Below are 6639 nucleotides of genomic sequence, written 5' to 3'. Positions count from 1 at the left end.
GCTGTAACCGTTATCGTTGGTTACCAGGGTCGAGAAATTGTAGTTTAGGATACAAACTACCCTGGATGTAAACGATGTGCTGCTCCTTATCACCTATAGCTTACAGCTATTTATGCGGCGCCCGGATCGACCAGGCCCAGGGACAGATTGTAGGCGTCGACCGCTTCGTCCATACGCTGCAGCTGGGCCAGAAAGTCACCGTACAGGCCCCAGAGGAGCGTGTTCCTTGGGTCTTTCGCCAGCAGGTGCTGGAAGATCTTCGTCGCCTCCTCGGCGTTGCCCAGGTGACCCAGGCAGATGGCCCGGTTGGCGTGGTAAACAGTGTTTTGCGGGACCAGCGCCAACGCCCGGTCGTGGTGCGGCAAGGCGTCGGCAAATTTTTGGAGCTTCACCAGGCAGACGGCAAGGTTGTTGTGGAGCGCGGCGTCGTTCGGCGCGTACTTCAAGGCGGCGTAATACACGCTCACCGCTTTGGTGTATTGCTCTGTCACTTCGTAACAGGCAGCAAGATTGGCCAGCACGGTAGGGTCGGCGGGGGCCAGTTTTCTGGCCAGTTCGTAGCACAGTACGGCCTCTTCATAGCGGCGGAGGTGGAAAAGGCTGAAGCCCTTGTTGTTAAGCAGTTCGACAGAATTAAAGCCGTGCCGCTGGGCCGACTCGTAACAATCGACGGCTTCCCGGTGCTGGCCGAGCTTGCTGTAGAGCAAACCGCTGTTGAACTCGAGCTCGGCGTTGGAGCCGTAAGCGCGGGCCTGCTCGAAATGCACCTTGGCTTCGCGCATCCTGCCGAGTTGCATCAGGGCCAGACCCCTGTTGTTCAGTACGGAGATGCCCACGTTCCGTCCCGCGAGCATCGCCCGGTCGTACATCGTCAGGGCTTTCTCCGGTTCGCCCGCCTGCAGGTGCCAGTCCCCCAGGGCGCAAAAAATCCTGGCGCGATCCCCGAGAATCTCCTTGTCATCGTTTAGGGTTGTTTCCTCAAGCCAGGCAATGAAATTACCGGTATCAAAACCGTAATTGGCTCTCGACAGGTGCCAGGCGGCCCGGTCGAGCTGTCCGCGATGAAGATACAGTTTCCCCGCCTCGAGATGCAGGTCGGCTCTTTTCGGCACCTTCTTCAGTACGGCCTCGAGAAGATTGAGCGCGCGCGTTTCCGCGCCTATCAGCCTGTAAAAGCGCGAACTCAAATACCAGAAGCTGCTGCGATTTACCCTGTCCTTCATTCGCGCCCATGGGCTTCGAACAAAAATCCAGTACATTCGGTGCGCCTCCCCTCTCTTTCCGGTAGAGGTTTCGGCGCGTAAGCTTCCTTATCCTGCCATTATTTCCAAGTTTCTTCCGACAAAGGTAGGGATTATACGCAGGAGTTCGACACTCCAGTTCAGAATAGCGGTCCCCTACATCGGACGTGTTGAAAAAACAGGGGCTGTTCAAAAACGAGCATGGCGCGGAAGGCGAAGCCGGCCAGCGCGGAGCGTACTGGGTGGTACGTGAGCACTGGGCGGCGAGCGTGACAAAGCCAGGCGAAGTTTTTCAACAGCCCCACATCCCGGGCCATTCCTGCATAATCGCAACGCCAGAGCTTGTCCCCAAGCGGTCGGCGCCGGCCTCCAGCATCGCCAGGGCGAAGGCCAGGTTGCGGATGCCGCCGGCGGCTTTCACCCCGAGGGCGCTGCCGACAGCCCTGCGCAGGAATCGCACGTCCTCCGCGGTGGCCCCTTTGGGGCCGTAGCCCGTCGAGGTTTTAACCGCATCCGCGCCGGCTCCCGTAGCCACCCAGCAGCCGACAAGCTTCTCCTGGTCGGTCAGGTACCCGGTTTCGAGGATCAGTTTAACGTGGATATCCTTGCGAATGTCACGCGCGCCCTCGATGACTTTGTCGGCTTCCGACATGGCGTAGGCCGTGTCACCTTCCTTGATGGCGCCGACGTTCAGTACAACGTCGATCTCGTCGGTGCCGTCCAGGGCCGCCTGTCTGGCCTCCGCCACCTTGGCGGCCAGCGAGGCCGTGCCGTGCGGGAAGCCGATCACGGTACAGACTTTGATGCCCGTGCCGTAAAGCTGGGAGACCGCCGTCGGCGTATAGCACGACGCCACGCATACCGCGCCGAAGCCGAACTCCCTGGCTTCTGCGCACAATCGCACGATGTCCGCTCTTACCGCATCAGGCCTCAGGTTGGTGTGGTCAATCAGCTTGGCCAGTTCCGCTTTGCTCAGGTTCATTATCGCCAATCTCCCGTCTTTATTCCATTCCCAGGGCGATCAGGCGCTCGACCAGGTCAGGGAAGCTGATCCCGGCGGCGCGGGCGGCGTCGGGGTAAAGGCTGACCTCGGTCATTCCCGGAATGGTATTCAGTTCAAGGATGAGGGGACCGTCCTTGCCCACGATAAAATCCACCCGGGCAAAGCCCCGGCAGCCGAGCAGTTCAAAAGTCTGGCGGGCCAGGTCCTTGATGCGGTCCTGGATGTCCTGCGGGAGCCGCGGGGGGATGATGTGGAAGCTTTTCCCGGGCGTGTATTTGGCGGTGTAATCATATACCCCGGTGGCCGACGTGATTTCGATAAGCGGCAGCACCTCCGGGTTGTCGTTACCCAGCACGGCTGCCGTGATTTCGACTCCTGGGATGAACTCCTCGACCAGGAGTTGTCTGTCGTAACGAAAAGCGTTTTGCAAGGCGGACGGCAAATCCCCGGCGTCGCGCACGATGTGGACGCCAATGGACGAGCCCTGCATACAGGGCTTAACCACCAGGGGAACGCCCATCTCCGCTGCAATTACAGCCGCCGTTTCGTCGAAGCCCTCCCGGGCAGCCGGGCGGGCCTTGACTACGGTGAAGCGGGGGTTGGGCAGTCCGACGCTATTCAGCAGCCGCTTGGTGGCGATCTTGTTCATCCCCAGGGCGCTGGCCAGCACACCCGAGCCGGTGTAAGGAATGCCCAGCAGTTCCAGTAACCCTTGGACGGTACCGTCCTCGCCAAAACGGCCATGGAGGGCGATGAAGGCAAATTCGATGCCGGCTCCTTCAATCTGAGCCGCCGGTTTTTCCCCAAGGTCGATGGCGACGGCGTTCAAGCCTTTTTCCGCGAGGGCCTTCAGCACGGCCGTACCGCTCTTCAAGGACACTTCCCGTTCGGCCGAACGGCCTCCCATCAGAACGCCGATCTTTCCGGCCAAGGTCATCCCCTCCGCAATTACTGACATACTTAAGTCTATTCTGGTCGGTAACTAAAAATCCTTTTCTGCGCTCTGCTCTGCCGCGCTTACGGTCTGATGAAGATTTCCTTTTCTATAGGCTTAGCCCGCACCCCGTTTTTGTCTGCGACGTCAAGCCTCAAGTAATGGTACCCGGGCGGCAGTTTCTTCTTCAAAGTGCACCGGACATGCAGGATCTTCTCTTTCCACTGCCGGCTGACGGTATATAAATCAGGAAGTTCAAAAACGTCGTAACCGTTGATCTGGAAGATCAAGGTATGCAGGTCGAGGTCCTTGTACGGATAAGCAAAGGGTGCATCCACCAGCAGGGCCGGCGTGAACGTGACCCCGATTGTCCCGCGGGCTAAGCCGTCGCTGATTTTTTCGTCGTCGTTCAAATCCTCCGCTCCGTCCAGGGTGATCACCGGCGGCATCAGTTGGCGGTACTTTTTGCGAGGCGGTTCGAGACTTGCCGACCGGCTTCTGAGGAGTTCGCTCAGAAAGGCCAGCACCGCCGCGCCGGGATGGTCACGCGGCACGATCCGCAGAAAACGCTCGCTGTGAATGAGATTAAGCAACCGCCTCAGGGCCACTACCCGGAAGTCGACGAGCCCCCAGAAAAACTTGAGGCGCAGTTGCTCTGCCGATTCGATCCAAGGAACCACGGCGTCGGCGTCGACAAATGAGGCCAGGCGGTATGCCAGTTGAAACAGCACGGTGCCCGCACGGGTCACGTCCCTGACGCTGATCTGATGGTCATCGAGGTCGGCGGCTGTTAACTCCTTCCCCAGCTCGGCCAACTGCGCGTCGGACACCGCAAAGAGGCGCTCGACGACGCAGTCGCTCGACATCTCAACCAGGTCGGGTTTGAGGGTAACGGCGGAATCAATGCTGTTCCTTACCGCCTCGAGGAACGACGGTCGTAAGAACCTGAAGAGCGCCAGGATGATCCTCAACCCGTCAAGCACCAGTTTAAAGTTCTGTTGGAGCGCGGGGATCTGGCCGGGACAAATGCGGGACGCCAGTCCCCGGTAGCGCTCCGAGGTGTCCGTCAGGAGATTGTAAGGCCGCCCGTCGGGGCCGATATGCTCGTCGAACAACCTGACGTGCACGCCGTCCAGGTCTTCGGGCTGCATTTTCTGGTAGATCAAGGCGTCGTGGAAAAACTCCACCAGGGCATGGTCGGTCATCGTCTGGCTTTTCAGGACTTCCGGGTAAAACCCGGTGCCCAGGATGCGGTGGGAGTTTGAATAGCCGGAAAAGGTGTACACCCCGTCGGTATCCGCGCTCGGGTCGGAGAGCAGTTCGCCGTCGGCGTCAAGGGCGGCGTGGTGGGCGTACCAGTCGGCGATCTGATGGGCCAGCCACCCGCAGGCTGTAGCGAAATCCGGTTCCGAATAGTGTTTGTAGTCCCTGTTCCCCTTGGCCGCCTGTTTCCACTCGTTAATCAGCCGGTAACCGAATTCAGGCACTCCCCTGGCATTATCTGGCACGTAGTTGTGGGCATAATCATAAATGCCTATATCGTCGTTCAGCAAGTGATAGGCCGAAACAGCGTCGGCGCTGTTGCCGCCCCAGATGAACTCGGTCGAATGCTTGTTGAGCAGCCGCAGGGTGTCCAGGTTTATGCCATGGTCGCTGGATTTACCGACTTTGTCGTTGGCCTTTTCAAGAGCGCGCTTATTAATGTAGGGATGGGTGAAGGGCCCCCAGTTCAAGGCCGGCAAAAGCGGGAGCAATACGGCCAGGCGAAGGCATTTCACGATGCGTTTAACCAACAAACCTGTTCCCTCCCGTAGGCATGATATTCAGGCCGCCGTAAAGGGAACTTTGTCCTGGCTGACAGGCCCGGAACCCGCCAGGGTTTTCCGGTTGCGGGCAACATGCGGCTGGTATAAGGTGAAGGTGACGGAGGGTTATATGCGCAGTATGCCTCTACCCCTGCCGCGGGGGTTTTCAATCCTATCCATAATGCGGGCGATCGGGGTCGTCCTTACCGTGGCCGCAGGCGTGATGCTGCTGGTCTCTTTGCTCGGTCCCGTCACCCGCGAGGTCGAGGGCCTCAAATTCCGCGTAGGCCTTGAATTTGGCTGGCCCGGAAAGTCGGCTGTCGAGCTGCCGCCTTTCGGGAGTCTTTCCGCGTCTACGCATTCGGGGCCTTTGACTTTTAAAGTCACCCTTACGGAGATCGAACCGGAGGCCTTCGGCGACGTTCTCATAGGGGAATCGGCTTACCCCGAGGTTGTCAAGGCGGTCCGGAGCGACCTCGAGGGGATGATACCCGGATTTGCCGTGCGGCAGGTGCTCCTGGGGGGCCTGGGCGCGGCCGTCCTCGTCTGGCTTTTCTGGAGAATGGACTGGCGCAGGGTGCTTATCGCCGCTCTGGGCGGACTGATCCTTACCGGGTCCTTGCTGGCCTACAGCGTGAGCAGTTTTGACATGGGCGCCTTCAGGGAGCCGGAATACCACGGGGCCGTGGCAGCGGCCCCCAGGGTCCTTGACCTGGCCCAGGACCTCGCCTCCCGGGTGCAAAACATCAAGGAGAATACGGGGGTCGTCGTCGACAACATCCAGACCCTGTCAGGCAAAGTGAGAAACCTAGCCCTCGCGGGCACGGCGGATGAAAAGAATGTCACCAGGGTGCTGCTGATTTCCGATCTGCACAGCAACCCCGTGGGTTTTCGCTTTGTCGGGGACATCGTCCGGGAATTCAACGTGGAGTACGTTGTGGATGCCGGGGACCTGACCGATTTCGGGTCGCCGCTCGAAGTGCGCAGCGCCTCCGAGATCAGCGCTTTTGGTGTGCCTTACCTTTTTACGCCGGGGAACCACGACACGCCCGACGTCATGCGGTTTGTCGACGCGCTGCCTAACGGCCGCGTGCTGCGCGACAAGCCGGAAAGGATCGGACAGTTGGAAGTGCTGGGCGCTCCCGATCCCCTGTCCTTCGCTTCCGCCGCGGCGGCGAAATCGGAGCAAGAAGAGGCGGCAGGCCTGGCCCGGCAGACGGAGCAGCTCCGCAAAGCCCTCGACGGCGGCGCGGCACCCGACCTGCTCGTGACCCACGATCCCCGGGCCGCCCTGCCCCTGCTCGACCGGGCCGGAGTCATCGTCAACGGCCACACACACCGGATCGGCTATGAAAAACGCGGCGATACCGTCATCTTGAACCCCGGAACCTCTGGAGCGGCGGGAATCAGGGGACTGGACGGGAAAGGCGATGCTTCCTACTCGGCGATCGTAACGTACTGGCAGGGCAAACGGCTGGCCTACGTCGACCTCATCGAATACCACGCCTTATCCGGAAGGTTTTCCGTGGAGCGCAGGATGGTCCACCTGAACAGGACGGACACGGGCGCCGGGGGGTTAGCCCGAGGCGCCGACCCGGCTCCGTCTTTAGTTGCGGTGCCGGGTATCCGCCAGGCCTACATAAAGCTTTGACAATT

General features: G+C 60.1%; 5 protein-coding genes. 1 reads left to right on the top strand and 4 read right to left on the bottom strand.

Annotation, left to right across the window (positions count from 1 at the left end; genetic code table 11):
• Positions 1–110 precede the first annotated feature (110 nt).
• The 4 genes from ACUM6F_RS02975 to ACUM6F_RS02960 all read right to left on the bottom strand — a co-directional run bounded on the left by ACUM6F_RS02975 (position 111) and on the right by ACUM6F_RS02960 (position 4974).
• Positions 111–1259, bottom strand: a complete 1149-nt coding sequence (locus ACUM6F_RS02975; protein WP_426377694.1) for a tetratricopeptide repeat protein — start codon at positions 1257–1259, stop codon at positions 111–113.
• A 274-nt stretch (positions 1260–1533) separates the two neighbouring features.
• Positions 1534–2223, bottom strand: coding sequence for a deoxyribose-phosphate aldolase (deoC, locus tag ACUM6F_RS02970; protein WP_425621694.1), 690 nt, complete (start codon positions 2221–2223; stop codon positions 1534–1536).
• A gap of 19 nt (positions 2224–2242) precedes the next feature.
• Positions 2243–3175 (bottom strand): D-alanine--D-alanine ligase, encoded by a 933-nt coding sequence (locus tag ACUM6F_RS02965; protein ID WP_445348328.1) that lies wholly within the window; start codon positions 3173–3175, stop codon positions 2243–2245.
• An 86-nt stretch (positions 3176–3261) separates the two neighbouring features.
• On the bottom strand, positions 3262–4974 hold the full coding sequence (locus tag ACUM6F_RS02960; RefSeq protein ID WP_445348327.1) for a zinc dependent phospholipase C family protein: 1713 nt from the start codon (positions 4972–4974) through the stop codon (positions 3262–3264).
• 190 nt (positions 4975–5164) lie between these two features.
• Between ACUM6F_RS02960 and ACUM6F_RS02955 the strand changes: the two genes are divergently transcribed.
• Complete coding sequence (locus ACUM6F_RS02955; protein ID WP_445348326.1) at positions 5165–6634, top strand: metallophosphoesterase family protein; 1470 nt, start codon at positions 5165–5167, stop codon at positions 6632–6634.
• The last annotated feature ends 5 nt before the right edge of the window (positions 6635–6639 follow it).

Source organism: Desulforudis sp. DRI-14, from assembly GCF_052618305.1.
The sequence above is the reverse complement of the archived record's forward strand: the minus strand, read 5'-3'. Positions and strand labels throughout refer to the sequence as shown.

Excerpts from the sequence above, each read along its gene's own strand:
- deoC (WP_425621694.1), bottom strand. The coding sequence starts at position 2,223 with ATGAACCTGAGCAAAGCGGAACTGGCCAAGCTGATTGACCACACCAAC.
- ACUM6F_RS02975 (WP_426377694.1), bottom strand. The coding sequence starts at position 1,259 with ATGTACTGGATTTTTGTTCGAAGCCCATGGGCGCGAATGAAGGACAGG.
- ACUM6F_RS02955 (WP_445348326.1), top strand. The coding sequence starts at position 5,165 with ATGCGGGCGATCGGGGTCGTCCTTACCGTGGCCGCAGGCGTGATGCTG.